The organism is Ruminococcus flavefaciens, from assembly GCF_900119075.1.
GTDB classification, from domain to species: Bacteria; Bacillota; Clostridia; order Oscillospirales; family Ruminococcaceae; genus Ruminococcus; species Ruminococcus flavefaciens_Q.
In genome coordinates this window covers 93314-109719 of record NZ_FPIP01000006.1, presented here as the reverse complement: position 1 = coordinate 109719, position 16406 = coordinate 93314, and the positions used below count along the sequence as shown (strand labels likewise).

Sequence of the window (16406 nt, the reverse complement as noted above, 5' to 3'; positions counted from 1 at the left end):
ATTTGGTGCTGCTTTTTACTTATATGGTCTTTTGCGGTGTGCAATAGCCGCGTACTTCCGCTTAGTTGCAAGACCTCCGCGGATATGGCGCTCCTGCTTGTTAATTTCAAGTATATCCTTCACATTTGCATAAAGCTCGGGATCTTCGGTACGGAGCCGCTCGCTGACGTCCTTATGTACGGTGCTTTTTGAGATCCCGAAATGATTTGCCGCGGCACGGACCGTGGTCTTGTTTTCAGTAATATATCTCCCAAGCATGACCGCCCGCCCCTCTTGCTGGATCTTCAAGCTCATCACCTCTTTTCATAACATTTATTAATGTATATGTCATGAAAAAGGTGATTATTATCAGCATTCAGCTGTAGGGACGACCAATGGTCGTCCTCTGCTTATTTCAAGAAATAATATATCAATCCGTAAATCGTGGCAGCAGAACAGCCGAACAGGATAACAGGTCCTGCTATTGTGAATATCTTTGCTCCGACGCCGAGAACGAGCCCTTCGGAACGCGCTTCTATCGCTGACGAGCTAATAGCATTTGAGAAGCCCGTTATCGGCACGAGAGTTCCTGCGCCTGCGTGCTTTGCAAGCTTTGAATACCAGCCGAAGCCCGTGCAGACTGCACTTAATCCGACAAGTATTATAGAAGTCCATGTACCTGCTTCCGTGCGGTCAAGACCGTATCCTTCCAGCAGCGAGAGTATTATCTGTCCGAAGGCGCAGATAGCTCCGCCGACTAAAAATGCAGTCGTGATATTCACCTTGTAATTGGATTTGGGAGAAGCCTGCCGTGTCATATCACCGTAAAGCTCAGGGGTTATTTTCATAATATCAGCTCCTTTTACGGTATTATCTGCGGCTTTATGAAAAATATGCATATAAAAAACTGACTGCCGGAGGCAGCCCGTATGTCCTTGTAGGGAACGCCGCCCTCGGCGTTCCGCTGCCGTCTGCAAAAGGCAGCCCTACATAGTTTATTTTTGTGCCGTAAGCGATGTACGATTATCGGCATTGATAAGAGTGAGCAAGCTTGCGAGCGACAACGTGGTCAGGGAGCGCAGGCACGCTCTATGATAGAAAAATATATATTCCATATAGTGCCATAAGCGATGTACGATCATCAGCATTGATAAGAGTGAGCGAGCTTGCGAGCGACAACGTGGCAAGGGTGCAGCGTCACGCTGCCAAAAAAAATGCAGGGCATAAAGCCCTGCTTGTCTTAGATAAACAGATAAAAATAAATATGTGTAGAACAAAAGAAAGGAGACAACAAAACGAGTGTTAATAATTAAAGATTATTTAACACTGTAGTTATTATACCTTATTTCTGACTTTCCGTCAAGTAAAATCACCAACTTTTGTCAATATGCACAACTTTTGCCGCCCTTTCTATCGCATATTTCATAAGAATCCTTTCAAAAATGCTGACAGCTGTATATCTTTTCGGACCGCTGCCGCTGCTTATACTGAATACTCCTCTAAATATAGACAAATCCGCCAAAAACACCCCTGATAATTTCCTAACAATTCCGCAAAAAAAGTGTTTACAAAAATCTCGATATGTGGTATAATATTTCACAGTAGTTATATGTGGTTAACGTTATCACCCGCTAACCATTTCTATAACCTAATTATTATAATATTTAGGAGGTCATTCCTATGGCAATCACAAGAAAAATGAAAACAATGGACGGTAATAATGCCGCTGCATATGTTTCTTATGCCTTCACGGAAGTTGCCGGTATCTACCCGATCACACCTTCCAGCCCAATGGCAGACTACGTTGATCAGTGGTCAGCTCAGGGTGTCAAGAACATTTTCGGCACTACCGTTAAGGTTGAGGAGATGCAGTCCGAAGCCGGTGCAGCAGGTACTGTTCACGGTTCTCTGAACGCTGGTGCTCTTACCACAACCTATACTGCTTCTCAGGGACTTCTCCTCATGATCCCGAATATGTACAAGATCGCAGGTGAGCTTCTTCCTTGCGTATTCCACGTTTCTGCTCGTTGCGTTGCTTCTCACGCACTGAACATCTTCGGTGATCACTCTGACGTTTATGCTTGCCGTCAGACAGGTTTTGCAATGCTCGCCGAGACAAACCCACAGGAAGTTATGGATCTGGCTGCTGTTGCACATCTCGCTTCAATCAAGAGCCGTGTTCCTTTCATCAACTTCTTCGACGGTTTCCGTACATCACACGAGATCCAGAAGATCGCCGTATGGGATTACGAGGATCTCAAGGAAATGTGCGATATGGATGCTGTTAAGGCATTCCGTAACCGTGCTCTTAATCCTGAGAATCCTACAATGCGCGGCTCTCACGAAAACGGAGATATCTTCTTCCAGCACCGTGAGGCTTGCAACTCCTACTACAACGCTGTTCCCGGTATCGTTGAGGAGTACATGAACAAGGTAAACGCAAAGCTCGGCACAGACTACAAGCTCTTCAACTACTACGGTGCTGCTGATGCAGAGCGCGTAATCGTTGCAATGGGTTCTATCTGCGACGTTGCTGAGGAAGTTATCGACTACCTCAACAAGAAGGGTGAGAAGGTCGGTATCGTTAAGGTTCGCCTGTTCCGTCCTTTCTCTGCTGAGAAGCTCGTTGAAGCAATCCCTGCATCTGCAAAGGCAATCGCTGTACTCGACAGAACAAAGGAGCCAGGTTCTCTCGGTGAGCCTCTCTACCTCGATGTTGTTGCAGCTCTTAATGCTACAGGCAGAACAGGTATCAAGGTGATCGGCGGCCGTTACGGTCTCGGTTCAAAGGATACTCCTCCTGCATCTGTATTCGCTGTATATGCTGAGCTCGCTAAGGCTGATCCTAAGCCACAGTTCACACTCGGTATCGTTGATGATGTTACAAACCTCTCACTTGCTGAGGAAGATGCTCCTAACACAGCAGCAGAAGGCACGATCGAGTGCAAGTTCTGGGGACTCGGCGGCGACGGTACTGTTGGCGCTAACAAGGACTCTATCAAGATCATCGGCGACCACACTGACAAGTACGTTCAGGCTTACTTCCAGTATGACTCAAAGAAGACCGGCGGTATCACAATTTCACACCTCCGTTTCGGCGATAAGCCAATCAAGAGCCCTTACTACATAAACAAGGCTGACTTCGTTGCATGTCACAACCCATCTTACATCCTCAAGGGCTACAAGATGGTAAACGATGTAAAGCCGGGCGGTGTATTCCTTATCAACTGCCAGTGGAAGCCTGAGGAGCTCGATCAGCACCTCACAGCTGATACAAAGCAGTATATCGCAAAGAACAATATCCAGCTCTATCTGGTTAACGCTATAGACCTTGCACAGGAGATCGGTCTTGGCAAGCGTACAAATACAATTCTCCAGTCTGCATTCTTCTCACTTTCAAAGGTTCTTCCTGAGGCTGAGGCAATCGGCTACATGAAGGAGAAGGCTCAGAAGTTCATGAAGAAGGGTATCGAGATCGTTCAGATGAACGAGAAGGCTATCGACGCAGGCGCAAATGCTTACGTTAAGGTAGATGTTCCTGCTGAGTGGGCAAATGCTGTTGATAATTCCGCACCTGCTAAGCTCGAGGGCCCAGAGAAGCTCGTCAAGATGGTTGACGGCATCATGAACCCTGTAGGCAAGATGCTCGGTGATACTCTCCCTGTTTCTGCATTCTCAGATCACGTTGACGGTACATTCGAGCAGGGTGCTTCTGCATATGAGAAGCGCGGCGTAGCTGTTATGGTTCCTGAGTGGAATCAGGATACTTGTGCAAAGTGTAACAAGTGTTCATTTGTCTGCCCACACGCAACTATCCGTCCTTTCGCTCTGACAGACGCTGAGGTTGCTGCTGCTCCTGAGAACATCAAGATCGCTCCTAAGCCGATCGTAAAGAGCGAGTACAAGTACACTCTCGCTGTTTCTGCTATGGACTGTATGGGATGCGGCGTATGTATCGGTGTCTGCCCAACTAAGTCACTCAAGATGGTTCCAAGAGAGTCACAGGAGCCACAGCAGGCAGTATTCGATTACTGTGTTGCTAAGGTTACAGAGAAGACAGATGTAGCAACTGACGCTACTGTTATCTCCAGCCAGTACAAGAAGCCACTCCTCGAATTCTCAGGTTCATGCGCAGGCTGTGCTGAGACTTCATATGCAAGACTCATCACTCAGCTCTTCGGTTCAAGAATGTACATCTCCAACGCAACAGGATGTTCTTCGATCTGGGGCGGTCCTGCTGCTACATCACCATACACTGTTGATGCAAATGGCCACGGTCCTGCATGGGCAAACTCACTGTTCGAGGACAACGCTGAGCACGGTCTCGGTATGTATCTCGGTCAGAAGGCTATCCGTGAGAGACTCATTGAGGAAGTAAAGGAAATCGCTGCAAGCGACAAGGCTTCTGCAGAGGTTAAGGCTGCTGCTGATGAGTACCTCGCAACAGTTAACGACGGTGCTAAGAATACAGCTGCAACTGCTGCACTCGTTGCTGAGCTCGAAAAGTGCGACTGCAAGTGCGATAAGAAGGCAGATATCCTTGAGAACAAGAACTACCTCTCCAAGAAGTCCGTATGGATCTTCGGCGGCGACGGCTGGGCTTATGATATCGGATTCGGCGGTCTTGACCACGTTCTCGCTACAGGCGAAGATGTAAACATCATGGTATTCGATACCGAGGTTTACTCAAATACAGGCGGACAGGCTTCCAAGTCCTCTAACATCGGTCAGGTTGCACAGTTCGCAGCAGCTGGTAAGGCAATCGCTAAGAAGCGTCTTGCTGATATCGCTATGAGCTACGGCTACATCTATGTTGCACAGATCGCTATGGGTGCTGATATGAACCAGACACTCAAGGCAATCAAGGAAGCTGAGGCTTATCCGGGCCCATCACTCATCATCGGCTATGCACCTTGTGAGATGCACTCTATCAAGGGCGGTATGACTAACTGTCAGGCTGAGATGGAGAAGGCTGTTAAGTGCGGTTACTGGAACAACTTCCGTTACGATCCTCGTCTCGCTGCTGAGGGCAAGAACCCATTCCAGCTCGATTCCAAGGCTCCAACAGAGTCATATCAGGACTTCATCATGAACGAGGCTCGTTACAGCGCACTCACACGTTCATTCCCAGACCGTGCTAAGGAGCTCTTCGCGAAGGCAGAGAAGACTGCTGCTAATCGTTACGAGTACCTCACAAAGCTCGCTGAGAAGTAAGCAGCGGCGCGGTGTCCGCGCTGCCTTGCCACGTTGACGCTCGTAAACTCGCTTACTTTCTGCAAAACGGATAGTCTGCTTTCGCTTACGGCAGTTTAACGTGTACTATGTACAAACGAATATAAAATTACTCCCCGATACGAACAGGTGTCGGGGAGTTTTTGCAGCGTGACGCTGCACCCGTCCACGTTGACGCTCGTAAACTCGCTCACTCTATGTAAAACGGATAGTCTGCTATCGCTTACGGCAGTTTAACGTGTACTATGTACAAACGAATATAAAATTACTCCCCGATACTTATGTGTCGGGGAGTTTTTGTTTCACATCTTCTTATTATAATAAGACTTCACAATACTTTTTATAAGCAATGTGCTGTAACAGCATATTCCCAAAACTTTTCCCGCACCGTTGTCGGAGAAAAGCGTAATAATTACGAATCCTATATAAAGACCTGCCATTACAATGTTCAAAGTCACATTAGATGATCTTGCCTCGATAACGAGGTTCCTTTCGTCGGTGCTGCGTATATACTCTTTCTTAAGCTTATTTTCATCGCCGAGCGTCATTGTGCTGCTTAAAATGCCTGCAAACGAAGCAAGAAACAAAATGCCGAATATACCGCCGAAGCTTCGCCTTAGCTCAACGTCCATGCCGAACAATACCCTGCCAAATACGAAAAACGTTCCTATCCCTGCGAAAGAGACGATAAGTACAAGCAGATATAAAACAGATCTCTTCTTTAATTTTTTTCTGTATTCTTCCATAATTATCCTCCTTATAAATACTCGGTATTCACATCTTCTTATTGTAATAAGCCGTAACCGCAAAATAAACGATAAGAATAAACATCATACAGCAGGTAAGAACAATGCTTACTGTCATGCTGATGAATCTGAACACAATAGAAGCTATCAGCATACTTGCAAGAATAATAAAGAATGAGGTTTTTGATGCTTGGAGCAGAATCTGTTTTTTTCTTTCGTCAACGCTGTTGATGTACATTTCTTTCAATAGCTTTTCGTTCTTGAGCGCTTTCCTGTTTCTGTGTATATTAATCACCGAAATAGCTATCATAGCAGCAAAAAATCCGATTGTACCGTTGCCGTCACGATGATTCGGACTAAATACAACGACAAGAACTGCTCCTATTATCGAAAGGAGTATAAAAAGCCAGTAAATGCAGTTGCTTGTTACAAGTTGTTTTTTGAATTTTTCCATAATGTTCCTCCTTTACAAATTCACATTTTTTTGTTGTAATACAGATTTACAAATACCGTTATCAAAGCACTTGCTGTCATGTCCAAAAAAAGGGTTATGCTTACTGTCTTGCTGAAAAAGCCTGTTATTATTATTGCAAGTCCTGTACACATCAGAGAGATAACTGATGCGGTACGCATTGTCTCTTTGGAGATCTCTTTGTTTCGCTCATCAGCAGACTTTATGTATGCCTCTTTCAGTTTCTTCTCGTAATGCAGAAGAACAAAACATCTTATCATATAAAATACCGCAAGCAAGTCGCCGCCTACGAGAAGTCCTGCCAGCATTCCTCTTGAGAAGTCGGGAACATTCTCGGTGAAGCGACTGAGTAAGAAATATAACATTGTTCCCGAACACGTATACATTGTGCATAACTGAAATCTGAACTTTATTTTTTTCTTGAATTCTTCCATAATAATCCTCCTTATAAGTTCTCCTCGCCCTCGAATATGAACAGCTCCTCGATAGTAACGCCGAAGAACTGCGCCGCCTTGTGGGCAAGAGTGAGGGACGCATTGTATTTTCCGTTTTCCAGTGATATTATAGTCTGCCGCGTGACGCTAAGGGCGTCTGCAAGCTCCTGCTGCGTGACCTTTCGGGCTTTCCGCAGCTCCTGAATCTTATTTTTCATGTTTATTCTCCTTTTCAGCCCTGTCTCTGCAAACGCTGAAAACTGCTATTGCTGTAGCCAATGTCACCCACGGCAAAGCCGCCTCTATGAAATCGTGTATATTTTCAATCATGATGACTCCTCCTTTGATGTAAAGTTGGCTTTACTTTTTCTGTGATTATAGTATAGCACGCTTTACATTTTTTGTCAAGCTAGCTTTACATATTTTTATATTTTAACATAAAAGAGCTCCATGTCATAAAACATGAAGCTCTTTTTCGGACGCCGAAACGGCGTCCCCTACACTACTTTCTAATCTCTAATCACTATGCACTAATCACTAACAACTTTCATTTGCTCTTTATACTGTATCCTCTTGACGATATACAGCACCTGCCAGAATATCATCAGCGGAAAAACAGGGAAAATCAGTCCGAATATAATGACTGCATACCATACCACGACCTCAAGTAAAGTCTCAGAAACGCTGCGGATAACAGGGCACAGCCGCCGAATATGCCCAGTAAATACTTTTCATGCTTTTTCATAAGCTCAGCTCCTTTCGGGATTTGAACGCGGATAGTGTCATTTTGATTCGCGTGCTGTCGAGAACACCAGCCCCTAAACTACTTTCTACTCACTACTCTCTACTCACTTTTAACAGCAGCCTCCGCTTTCTTAGCCTTATGCCGTGTTACGAGGAATATTATCTGCCAGATGATACACAGGGGCAGTACAGGCAGGATAAGTATGCCGCCGAAGATAACAGCTAACATAAAGCCGTCGATACCATAGTAACTCGACCATAAAAAATTCACACCTGTCGCAGCACCGTACAGTCCGTAGAGCAGAAGCAGTATAACAGGCAAAAAGGATATTGCGAACCATATCTTGTCAGCCTTTGTTATCCTGACCTCGCTCCTTTTCTTTCTCTTTATGATAGCATGAACAATAAACACCGTTATCAAGCCTATCACCGACAATGCGAATAAAGCTCCGTGCAGAGTAATAAGCTCTGATTTAAAATATCTCATCATTCCACTTCCGAAGCCGTAACGCATTCCCTTGCGTATACATTGCATAAAATACGGTATCGTTCCTACTCCGAAAACGCCTATCAGAATCTTCTCGACCTTATTCATAAGCTCAGCTCCTTTCAGAAATCCTCTTTTTCCTCAGCTTTATACACAATGCTATGAATCTGATCTGCACTATAACTGCCATTGGTATAGCAGGTATCACCGTAAGCAGTAACGTTGTTATCAGAAAAGTCTCAGAGAATGCCTCCCAGCCGTGTTTTTTGCGGAATATCATTCCTCCGCCTGTACCGTTGACTGCTGCATCTATGGACCAGTAAAAGCAGAGCATTATGGGAATAAACGAAAGCACAAATAGAATGCTCAGCCAGACAGGCACTCTGTCTCTTTCCTTACTGCCGATAAAATGTGATATTATTACACCGAAGCCCATACTGAGCCCTATGGTAAACAGAATACGCAAGCTCCATGCAAATATCAGTGAAGCAGCACCGATCACTGTCATCACCGCTGAAACAATAAGCAATACTTTCATTGACTTTTTCATAGTCACTCCCCCTTTTCTGATATTATAATACCATATTAAAGGCAGCACATTAAAGTGTCATTTGTCACTATTTCAGTGACATTTGTCACAAAAAGATCCGCATCTGTGAAAGCTCACAAATGCGGATAATAGTTTTTGTATAAAACGCAGAACCTGAAAATTATTTTTCTGAAATTCAACGTGTTCGCGTTGAAAAAACGCGGTTTGGGGAGTATATATGAGGGAGGATAATGCTTATTATTGAGGCAGCCGTTCTGAAGAAGATTTTCCCGTATCCCATTCAGTGACCGTTATTTCGTTTTTTCTATGATAGAGCCCCAAAACAAATTTGCCCCCTCTTATAAACTAAAAGGGGGCTCTGTCATAGAAAAAAACAGCTAAAAGTCTTTGGAAAGGGGTTCGGGGAATAACCTTTCCTCAGAAAGGTTTTCCCCGATAAATAGCTGTTATTTTATCCCCCAGATATTCTCCGCATAGTCTGCGATTGTTCTGTCGGAGCTGAACTTGCCTGCGCTGCACATATTGAGCCACTGCTTACGTGCAAAGCCTATTCTGTCGCTGCTGTAGTCGTTTATGCAGCGCAGCTTAGTCTCAACGTAGTCCCTGATATCGCCGAGGAGGTAATAATGGTCGGGAGCGTGCCAGCTTGCGCCGTCAAGGAGAGCCATGTAAAGCTCGCGGAAATCACCGCTGCCGCCGTCGGAAACAGTACCGTCGATAAGTGAGGACACTACCCCGCGTATCATATCGTCAGAGGAGAATATACTGCGGCTGTCGTACTCGGGGAATATCTTCTCCAGGTCCTCAACACGGGCACCGAAGATGTAGTTGTTATCCTCTCCTGCCTCCTGCACTATCTCGATATTAGCGCCGTCGTAGGTTCCGAGAGTTACTGCGCCGTTTAGCATGAGCTTCATATTGCCCGTGCCGCTTGCCTCAGTGCCTGCGGTGGATATCTGCTCGGAAACATCAGCCGCCGCAACGAGCTTCTCGGCGTAGGATACATTATAATTCTGCACGAACACAACCTTGATAAGGTCACGGGTGTCCTTGTCCTCGGAGACTATCCTGCCCACCTCGTTGATGAACTTGATAATAGCCTTTGCACGGCGATAACCCGGAGCAGATTTAGCTCCGAAAATGAACGTTGTAGGCTTGAAATTCTGTATACTGCCGTCCTTTATGCCGTAGTATATCCACAGTATGGAGAACGCATTGAGAAGTTGTCTCTTGTACTCGTGAAGGCGCTTTATCTGGATATCGAAAACAGAATTTTCGTCGATATAAATGCCGTCGTGAGCCTTTATGAAGTCAGCAAGCTGTTTTTTCTTGCCCTGCTTGATGTCTATGAAATGGCGAAGCACGTTCTCATCGTCGGCATATTTGGAAAGCTCTTTCAGCTTGTCAAGGTCATTTATCCAGTCGTCACTGCCAAGAAGCTCACTGATGTACGCAGACAGCTCCCTGTTGCATAGCGCTATCCAGCGGCGCTGAGTAATGCCGTTGGTCTCGTTGCGGAAACGCTCGGGACAGAGACTGAACCAGTCCGCAAGAACAGTGTCCTTGAGTATCTGTGTGTGTATCTCGGCAACGCCGTTGATATGGCTTGAAGCATAGCAAGCCATGTCCGCCATATGGATAAGGTCACCCTTTATTATCTTGATACGGTCTATCTTGGAGCGCTCCACGCCCTTTGCGTACATTTCCGCCATAAGAGCCTCGTTTATCTGAATGATTATAGCGTAGATACGGGGCAGAAGCTCCTCAACAAGGTCTGTGCGCCACTTTTCAAGAGCCTCCTGCATAACGGTGTGGTTGGTGTAGTTGAATATCCTCTTAGCCATTTCAAGGGCTTTCTCAAAGCTGTAGCCCTCGTTGTCCACAAGCTGTCTGATAAGCTCGGGGATAGAGATAACAGGGTGAGTATCATTGAGCTGTACCGAGATATAGTCCGCAAGATTATCGAGAGTGCCGAAGCGAGCCTTGTGCTTCCTGATTATATCCGTCAGCGAAGCACAGCTGAAGAAATACTGCTGTTTCAGACGGAGCTTCTTGCCCTCGTCGGTATCATCGTTAGGATAGAGCACACGGGAGATGTCCTCGGCGTATATCTTCTCCTTTGAAGCTTCGAGGTAATCCTGCTTGTTGAACACATCAAAGTCGAACTCCTTTACAGGCTCAGCCTGCCAGAGTCGCAGAGTACCCACATTTTCGGTGCGGAAACCGAATACAGGCATATCATAGGGCACAGCCTTTACGGTCTGACCGCTGTATTCGATGAGGACAGTGTCCTCGTCACAGCGAACCGACCACGGATCGCCGTATTTCGTCCAGTCGTCGATGTCCTCACGCTGGAAGCCGTCAACGATCGACTGCTTGAAAAGTCCGTACTTATAGCGTATGCCGTAGCCGTCAAGGGGCAGGCTGAGAGTTGCGGCACTGTCAAGAAAACAAGCCGCAAGTCTTCCGAGACCGCCGTTTCCGAGAGCGGCGTCCTCTATTTCTTCAAGGTCTGCAAGGTCAAGACCGAGCTCCTTGAAAGTCTCCTCCACCTCGTCGTAAATACCGAGAACGAGCAGGTTATTGTATACTGCACGGCCAACGAGGAACTCCATAGAGAGGTAAGCCGCACGGCGCTTTGAAAGGTGCTCCTGACGGGCATTGTCCCAACGGTCAGCGAACATCTCCATTACTGTCTTGCCCAGCGCGTCGTGAAGCTGCTGCGGTGTCGCAGATTTTATGTCCTTTGGAAGTCTTCCTGTGAATTTTTCCATAAACAATTTCTTATCCATATTCCCTTACTCCTTTTCAGAACTGTAGGGAACGCCGCCCTCGGCGTTCCGATATTTGCTTACGCGAACAGATTAAAAAAATTCAGATACGTGACCGACAGGTCACACCTTAACTCTCAACTCTCCACTTTCAACTCTCAACTGTTTATCGGTTATACAATCTGTTCAGCTTACGTATCTTCTTCGCAAGCTCGGGCGTTAAATCCGACTTCTGTACGCGGAACTGCCAGTTGCCGCCCAGCGTCGAGGGCGTATTCATTCTGCCCTCCTTGGGGCTGTCAAGGAAGTCCTGAATCTGCGCCGCAGCCACCTCCGCAACGCTTCCCCAAGCCGCACGGACTACCGCCATGGGGATATCCTTTTTCTTCTTGACGTTAAGGTATTTCATGGCGAATTTCAGGGACTTCTTGTCCAAGGTCTCCACCCAGCCGTTGAGAGTCTCGTTGTCGTGAGTTCCCGTATATGCGAAATAATTTGTACTGCTGAAATTATGGGGCAGATACTCGTTCTTGCCGTCCGAAAAGCCGAATTGCAGGACTTTCATACCCGGATAGCCGCACTTGTCCAGCATTTCCCTTACCTCGGGAGTAATGAAGCCCAGATCCTCGGCGATGATATTCAGCCTGCCCAGCTTTTCCTCGGCAAGCCTGAAAAGCTCATAATTCGGACCTTTCTTCCACTCGCCTATGGTAGCGTCCTCGTTGCCGAAGGGAATGGTGTAGTAGCTCTCAAAGCCGCGGAAATGATCGATACGGACGATATCATAGAGCTCCGTTGCGGCTCTGATACGGTCTATCCACCACTCATAGCCCGTCTTTTTATGATAGCTCCAGTTATACAGCGGATTGCCCCAGAGCTGTCCCAGCGGTGAGAAGTCATCTGGCGGACAGCCTGCAACAGCAGTAGGTCTGCGCTTTCTGTCGAACTGGAAAAGTCTCGGTGACGACCACGCCTCAACGCTGTCCAGAGCGCAGTAAATCGGGATATCACCGATAATCTCTATGCCGTTGTCGTTGGCGTACTTTTTCAGCTCTGACCACTGACGGCTGAACTCAAACTGTATGAACTTATGGAATCCGATGTCCTTTTTCAGCTCTTTTTTCGCCGCTGATACAGCCTTTGCCTTGTGCATGGACAGCTCCTCGTCCCACTCATACCACGGCTTGCCGCCGTTTTTGAACTTCAGCGCCATGAACAGGGCGTACTCGTCCAGCCACTTTTTATTCTCCTCGCAGAACTTCTTATACTCGGGGAATTTTGCAGGCTTGAAGCGTCCGTAGGCGATTTTCAGCACCTCATAGCAGTGCTTGTACAACAGGCTGTAGTCCACGGATTTAGGGTTGTTTCCCCATTCAAACGAGGCGAATTCATGGTGCTCCAGAAGCCCGTCACACTCCAGCACTTCAAAGTCGATGAAGTAGGGATTGCCCGCCTTTACCGAGAAGGACTGGTAGGGCGAATCGCCGTAGCTCGTAGGAGAAAGGGGCAGTATCTGCCAGCACTTGACCTCAGCGGACTTCAGAAAGTCCACGAACTCAAATGCCGCCCTTCCCATCTGACCTATGCCGTATTCCGACGGCAGGCTGGATATGTGCATAAGTATACAGCTTTTCCGCATATTTATTCAACTCCTTTTTCTGAATATTCAAAATAAAAATGGTAATAATATGGCTATATCATATTTCGAGGTGATACCATGAAGCTATCACAGCTTTTGTTTTCTTTCCTTATGGGTTACTTCTGCTACAGCCTTGTAGAGATAGTCCTCCGCGGCTACACCCACTGGACGATGTGCCTGACAGGCGGCTTTGTCATGACTATCCTCTATGCCATAAACAGCCGCCGGACTATGACTCTTATGAAAAGCTGCGCTCTCGGCTCGCTTCTCATAACAATGATAGAGCTTGCCGTGGGCATATTCGATAACATTATTATGCACTGGAACGTCTGGGATTACTCCAATATGCCCTTCAATTTTCTTGGGCAGATATGCATACCCTTTTCGGCGTTCTGGTTCGTGCTGTGTATCCCTGCAAGGCTCATCTGCAAGCACATAAGCGCTCGCTTCTGTAATAAAAAGGCTGTTCCGATAGTCTCAGAACAGCCTATGTGATCAATAGTTCTTGTTAGAATCAGCATTGAAGAAGTTATTGCTGCTTTCTGTGTAATAATCGTTTGCTTCAAGGGACATGAAGTCCTCGTCCTCGATATCGGGAAGTCTTGCGCCGCAGCGTCCGCAGAACTGGAAGCGTTCATTGACCTCAGCGTCGCACTTGGGGCATACCTTGTAGCCTCTTATGCCGTTGAGCTCATATCTCATCTTCTTTATTCTTCTGCGTCTTGTATCTATATCGTCGCAAAGTACTTTAAGAGCCGCAGGATCATCTCCCGGATTCTTGTAATATCTCTTTCCGATATCAGTAAATATCTCCACTATACGCTCTTCCTCATAAAGGATCTTCCTCTTGAGGTTATTGGCTTCGGAGATATTCTTAGCCTTTTCCGACACACCCCTGCTTGCGTCATTAAATTTATCGAGAATACCCATTTTCCATCACTCCTGTCGAATATTTTCTCGCTAAATATCGTATTATAATTATACAACATCAACGGGAATTATGTCAAGCGTTTTTAATATTTTTTCAAAACAGGTTCTCTTTTTGTGCAAATTTTACATTTCAGCAATATCATTTTCGGTAAGCTGAATAATACCGCCCCTGTTGAGCGCTTCAGAAGCCTGAGCGTTGTCATCAACACGGATAACGAAGGATACAGCCCTGTCTGAGGTACCGAGGAACGAGTACATATACTCAACATTTACATTGTCCTGACCGAGCACGTCCAGCACACGGCTGAGCTGTCCCGGTGTATCGGGAATGGAAATTGCCAGCACCTCTGTTACATTTACTGCGTATGAAGCCGCTCTCAGGATATCCACTGTCTTTTCGGTATCATTGGCAATGAGCCTGATTATTCCGAAATCAGCGGTATCGGCAAGGCTGAGGGCTCTCAGGTTGATACCTTTCTCCTTGATTATCCTCATGACGCCTGCCGCCTGATTTGGCATATTATCTACAAAAACCGAGATCTGTCTTACGTTTGACATACGACGATCCTCCTTTTAGATTGTTTCGGCGACTGACCGCAAAGCCCCTAACAGCTTAAAGCTGCCTTGCGTCCTTCCCTGTGCATATCAGGGAAGGACAGCCAATATCTTTACGATAGTCCTGCCGACCGCAGAAGAAGTTATTACTTCTTGTCGATATCCTCATACATAACGAGAACAGAGTGCTCGTCAACGTACTCGTTTACGTGAGTCTGTGCATCATGGCAAAGACCTGCGGAAGTAGTGTACTTGATATCGATGACCTTTACAGTCTGGATAAACTGATTGAGCTCGTTCTCAAAAGCTGCAAATCTCTGATACTTCTCCTGCTCAGGCATATAATTTGTGGAAAATAATTTGATTTTCATAAATGAAACCTCCTTAAAATGATTAAAGATATTTTTATTCAACAGACTGCTTCGGCGGTCTGCTTTTAACTTAGTCGTGAAGCTTGCGCTTGTCGATGACTCTTACAGCCTTGCCCTCGCTTCTTGCGATAGACTTAGGCGATACAAGGTGAACCTTGGGGTTGATTCCCAGCATGGTCTTAATAGCAACAGCAAGGTCTCTCTCCTGCTTCTGCATATCCTTGACCTTGTCCGAGAACTGGTCGGGGTTCATCTCAACGTTGATATCGAGGGTATCCGTGTTGTTTACGCGGTCGACCTCGATAAGGTAGTTAGGCGAATAGCCCTGCTCGATGAGAACAGTCTCTATCTGCGACGGGAATACGTTTACTCCGCGGATAATCATCATATCATCGCTTCTGCCCATAGGCTTAGCCATTTTTACGAGAGTACGTCCGCATGAGCACTTGCCCCTTGTGAGCTTGCAGAGGTCGCGTGTACGATAGCGAAGAAGGGGGAATGCCTCCTTGGTTATGCTTGTGAACACAAGCTCGCCTACCTCGCCCTCGGGGAGAACCTCTCCTGTCTCGGGATCGATTATCTCTGGGATAAAGTTGTCCTCGTTGATGTGCATACCATTCTGCTCAGAGCACTCGAATGCAACGCCGGGACCGCTGGACTCTGTAAGTCCGAAGATGTCGTAAGCCTTGATACCCAGTGACTGCTCGATACTGCGGCGCATTTCCTCAGTCCACGGCTCGGCACCGAAGATACCAGCCTTGAGGTTGAGGTCGTCGGGAGTAAGTCCCATTTCGCGGACAGTTTCGCCGAGATATGCCGCATAGGAAGGAGTACAGCAAAGTATAGTCGCATTGAGGTCGCGCATGAACTGTATCTGGCGCTCAGTATTGCCTGAACTCATCGGAAGAGTAAGACAGCCTACCTTGTGTGAGCCGCCGTGGATTCCCATACCGCCTGTGAACAGACCGTAGCCGTATGCTACCTGAACTACGTCCTCGTTAGTGCCGCCTGCGGCAGTGATAGCCCTCGCACAGCAGTCCTCCCACATATCAACGTCGTTCTGAGTATAGAAAGCAACGACGCGCTTGCCAGTGGTACCGCTGGTGGAGTGTATCCTTACACATTCGCTGAGGGGCTTTGCAAGGAGTCCGTAGGGATATGCCTCACGAAGATCAGCCTTGCTGAGGAACGGCAGCTTGTGAAGATCGTCAGTCCCCTTGATGTCCTCGGGCTTTACGCCTTTTTTGTCCATGAGATCGCGGTAATACTTCACGTTTTCATATACGTGCTTTACCTGTGCCACAAGGCGCTGGTCCTGAAGCTTTTTCATGTCCTCACGGGGCATACATTCGATCTCTTTGTTCCAATACTTTTCCATTGGACTTCTACTCCTTATTTATGGATTTATTATGTTATGATATGATGTTCGTGTGCAGGGGCGGATATTATCCGCCCGATATAATAAACTCGTGCCAGCGGGGCGATGTAGGCATCGC

General features: G+C 46.7%; 17 protein-coding genes. 2 read left to right on the top strand and 15 right to left on the bottom strand.

All coding sequences use genetic code 11. From position 1 onward, the window contains the following. Window positions 1-15 precede the first annotated feature (15 nt). Together BT105_RS09990 and BT105_RS09985 are read right to left on the bottom strand one after the other, a co-directional pair. Window positions 16-294, bottom strand: coding sequence for a sporulation transcriptional regulator SpoIIID (locus tag BT105_RS09990; RefSeq protein ID WP_431767979.1), 279 nt, complete (start codon window positions 292-294; stop codon window positions 16-18). Window positions 295-389: 95 nt separating this feature from the next. Further along, entirely contained in the window at window positions 390-827 is a 438-nt protein-coding gene (locus BT105_RS09985; protein WP_072300617.1) for a SpoVA/SpoVAEb family sporulation membrane protein, read from the bottom strand. Window positions 828-1665: 838 nt separating this feature from the next. Between BT105_RS09985 and nifJ the strand changes: the two genes are divergently transcribed. After that, on the top strand, window positions 1666-5193 hold the full coding sequence (nifJ, locus tag BT105_RS09980; RefSeq protein ID WP_072300681.1) for a pyruvate:ferredoxin (flavodoxin) oxidoreductase: 3528 nt from the start codon (window positions 1666-1668) through the stop codon (window positions 5191-5193). A 320-nt stretch (window positions 5194-5513) separates the two neighbouring features. On the opposite strand, the gene BT105_RS09975 is transcribed toward nifJ, so the two are convergent. The 9 genes from BT105_RS09975 to malQ all read right to left on the bottom strand — a co-directional run bounded on the left by BT105_RS09975 (window position 5514) and on the right by malQ (window position 13054). Beyond that, window positions 5514-5957, bottom strand: a complete 444-nt coding sequence (locus BT105_RS09975) for a DUF2178 domain-containing protein (RefSeq protein WP_072300616.1) — start codon at window positions 5955-5957, stop codon at window positions 5514-5516. A 28-nt stretch (window positions 5958-5985) separates the two neighbouring features. After that, the gene (locus BT105_RS09970; RefSeq protein ID WP_072300615.1) at window positions 5986-6411 is read right to left on the bottom strand and encodes a DUF2178 domain-containing protein; all 426 of its coding nucleotides are present in this window, start codon (window positions 6409-6411) and stop codon (window positions 5986-5988) included. A 20-nt stretch (window positions 6412-6431) separates the two neighbouring features. Then, window positions 6432-6863 carry a hypothetical protein gene (locus BT105_RS09965; RefSeq protein ID WP_072300614.1) on the bottom strand — a complete coding sequence of 144 codons (432 nt, stop codon included), beginning with the start codon at window positions 6861-6863 and terminating at the stop codon, window positions 6432-6434. A gap of 11 nt (window positions 6864-6874) precedes the next feature. Next, on the bottom strand, window positions 6875-7081 hold the full coding sequence (locus BT105_RS09960; RefSeq protein WP_028516074.1) for a helix-turn-helix transcriptional regulator: 207 nt from the start codon (window positions 7079-7081) through the stop codon (window positions 6875-6877). Then, window positions 7071-7193 (bottom strand): hypothetical protein, encoded by a 123-nt coding sequence (locus BT105_RS15360; protein WP_278289636.1) that lies wholly within the window; start codon window positions 7191-7193, stop codon window positions 7071-7073. Before BT105_RS15360 ends, BT105_RS09960 begins: the two co-directional genes overlap by 11 nt. A 514-nt stretch (window positions 7194-7707) precedes the next feature. Further along, entirely contained in the window at window positions 7708-8202 is a 495-nt protein-coding gene (locus tag BT105_RS09955) for a hypothetical protein (RefSeq protein WP_072300613.1), read from the bottom strand. Window positions 8203-8206: 4 nt separating this feature from the next. Further along, window positions 8207-8644 carry a hypothetical protein gene (locus BT105_RS09950; RefSeq protein ID WP_072300612.1) on the bottom strand — a complete coding sequence of 146 codons (438 nt, stop codon included), beginning with the start codon at window positions 8642-8644 and terminating at the stop codon, window positions 8207-8209. Between the two features lie 446 nt (window positions 8645-9090). After that, a complete protein-coding gene (locus tag BT105_RS09945) occupies window positions 9091-11436 on the bottom strand; it encodes a glycogen/starch/alpha-glucan phosphorylase (protein WP_072300611.1) in 2346 nt (781 codons plus the stop codon). Window positions 11437-11581: 145 nt separating this feature from the next. Next, a complete protein-coding gene (gene malQ / locus BT105_RS09940) occupies window positions 11582-13054 on the bottom strand; it encodes a 4-alpha-glucanotransferase (RefSeq protein ID WP_072300610.1) in 1473 nt (490 codons plus the stop codon). A 78-nt stretch (window positions 13055-13132) separates the two neighbouring features. Between malQ and BT105_RS09935 the strand changes: the two genes are divergently transcribed. Next, window positions 13133-13549, top strand: a complete 417-nt coding sequence (locus BT105_RS09935; RefSeq protein ID WP_072300609.1) for a putative ABC transporter permease — start codon at window positions 13133-13135, stop codon at window positions 13547-13549. On the opposite strand, the gene BT105_RS09930 is transcribed toward BT105_RS09935, so the two are convergent. From BT105_RS09930 to BT105_RS09915, 4 genes are all read right to left on the bottom strand, one after another. Then, window positions 13550-13984 (bottom strand): zinc ribbon domain-containing protein, encoded by a 435-nt coding sequence (locus BT105_RS09930; protein WP_072300608.1) that lies wholly within the window; start codon window positions 13982-13984, stop codon window positions 13550-13552. Window positions 13985-14107: 123 nt separating this feature from the next. Beyond that, window positions 14108-14542 (bottom strand): amino acid-binding protein, encoded by a 435-nt coding sequence (locus tag BT105_RS09925; RefSeq protein WP_028516066.1) that lies wholly within the window; start codon window positions 14540-14542, stop codon window positions 14108-14110. Between the two features lie 143 nt (window positions 14543-14685). Then, window positions 14686-14910, bottom strand: a complete 225-nt coding sequence (locus tag BT105_RS09920) for a hypothetical protein (RefSeq protein ID WP_072300607.1) — start codon at window positions 14908-14910, stop codon at window positions 14686-14688. Window positions 14911-14980: 70 nt separating this feature from the next. Then, window positions 14981-16288, bottom strand: a complete 1308-nt coding sequence (locus tag BT105_RS09915; RefSeq protein ID WP_072300606.1) for a phenylacetate--CoA ligase family protein — start codon at window positions 16286-16288, stop codon at window positions 14981-14983. Between the last annotated feature and the right edge of the window lie 118 nt (window positions 16289-16406).